The organism is Bradyrhizobium sp. Mp27, from assembly GCF_029953005.1.
Taxonomy (GTDB): Bacteria; Pseudomonadota; Alphaproteobacteria; order Rhizobiales; family Xanthobacteraceae; genus Bradyrhizobium; species Bradyrhizobium barranii.
The window spans coordinates 1-1830 of record NZ_JASAUS010000448.1 but is presented as its reverse complement, the minus strand read 5'-3'; the positions used below and the strand labels follow the sequence as shown (position 1 = coordinate 1830).

At 59.4% G+C, this 1830-nt stretch carries 1 pseudogene; it reads right to left on the bottom strand.

From position 1 onward, the window contains the following. Nucleotides 1–104: 104 nt before the first annotated feature. Nucleotides 105–1660 (bottom strand): annotated as a pseudogene (locus tag QJT78_RS50815) (ISL3 family transposase). Nucleotides 1661–1830 lie beyond the last annotated feature (170 nt).

Below are 1830 nucleotides of genomic sequence, written 5' to 3'. Positions count from 1 at the left end.
CACGCCTCAAGCACCTTGCGATCTTTCCTCGAAAGGTGGACTTCTCTTGCTTCGGGTATCATCCCGACCTTGAATCACGACTCACGTTCCAAGAAAAGTGGGTACTAGATGGCGCCTTTCAAGCGGGCTTGCAGGAGGTCGATCTTCGCCCGTCCATACATCTGGCGTTTTACGAGCTTTAGTTTAGTGATCTGCCCTTCTGTCTGGCCATTGGACCAAGGCTCGGTGATGGCGGCACGGACGGCGGCTTTGTCCCTGATGATGCCACTCGCAAAAGAGGCGATCAGGCTCAAGCTGGCGGTGGCGATCCACGGATCGAGATCAGCGAAGAGCTTCTTGCGTACCATGGCCTGAAAGCTTTCGACGAGCATGCGGGCTTCGACGAGTGTGGGAACGCGCGCCTCGATGGCGGCGATGGTGATCGTATCTGCTTTGCTGAGATTGTCGCGCGCCGTGGTCATAATCGTGAGATTGTTCTCGCGGATGGAACTTTTTGCAGTTGTTGATTGGTCGCCTTCTCGGCCCGTCGTCGCCGTGTCGTCCACTCACTGACTACACGCAAGGAGCCTCGGAAGCCTTGCCCTTGCAAACGACGCCAGAGCTCTGCGCCGTTACGGCAGCCCTCGCTCCATTGCGCATCCAGAAAGGGCAAGTGGGCATCGAGCGTGCTTTGCCGGGTCCGGAAGACATCTGTACTCTCGCCGCGACTGACTTGGCGAACGAGTTTACGGCTGTGTCCTGTTCGACGGACAATCTCCTTGAGTGGCACAGCGTCTCTGACGAGCTCCATGATGGCGGCATTCGTCTGCTTGCGCCGGAGATATCCTTCATACTGCAGCCTTTCCGCGCAAGTGAGCAGTTTTGGATTGATCGTCGTCGCACCGATTGCGGCGCGGATCACCCGCATGGAACGGCGCACCGCGTTGAGGAAGGCCGCGCTTGCGTTCTCCATCAGGTGCCAACGGTCGGCGACCTGGACGGCGTCGGGCAGCGCCTTTGCCGCGGCCTCACCGTAGCCGCCGCCACGGTCGCGCGATACGACCCTGATCTCCGGATGGTCGGAAAGCCAAGCCCGCACCGTTGCAATCTCGCGATCTGGAAGCAGGGTTACGATCCGCCGCCTCTCCAGATCGCACACGATTGTTCCGTAGCGATGGTTCTTGCGAAAAGCCCAGTCGTCAATGCCGGCGACGATCAGAGGCTCCGTTCGCGGGCGGGTTCGTCGCCTGACAACCCGAAGCAACGTATCGTTGCTGACCGGCAGCATCAGCCGTTTAGCGAAGCTCGCCGCTGGTCTGCCGCCGAGTGCCAGCCCCAGATGGTGGACGATACATTCCAGCCGTGCCGTCCGGCGCGACCGGGTCGGGAGAATATCGTCCCCGAACCGTTCAGCGAAAATCCGTCGCCGACACTGAGGCACCTCGCAAACGAAGCGCCGCGTGATCACGCGGAGCCGTATTTCCTTCCCGGAACACGGCAAATCCGCGACTCGTCTGTCATATCGGCTATGGATTCGGCGCGATCTCGCCCCGCACAGTGGGCACCCGGCTGCATCGCCCTCGGATCGGACGGCTAAAATAATCGAGTCAGATGACTCACTTACGCTCTCGATAACCAACCCACTCGGCACAAGCGACGAGATTCGAATACCGACTCGCATGGCTGATTCCCCCGTTGGAGAACCGCAAACTCGGCAGACAAAATCATCAGATGTGAGTCAGTCAGATGGGGTATTCGGCCTGTTGCTGAGCCCCGCGTTAGCAGGGTGCTGCGCTTCAGGTTGATGATAAACGTGGTCTGTTTTCGAACAGCCACAAGCATCAGACGGAG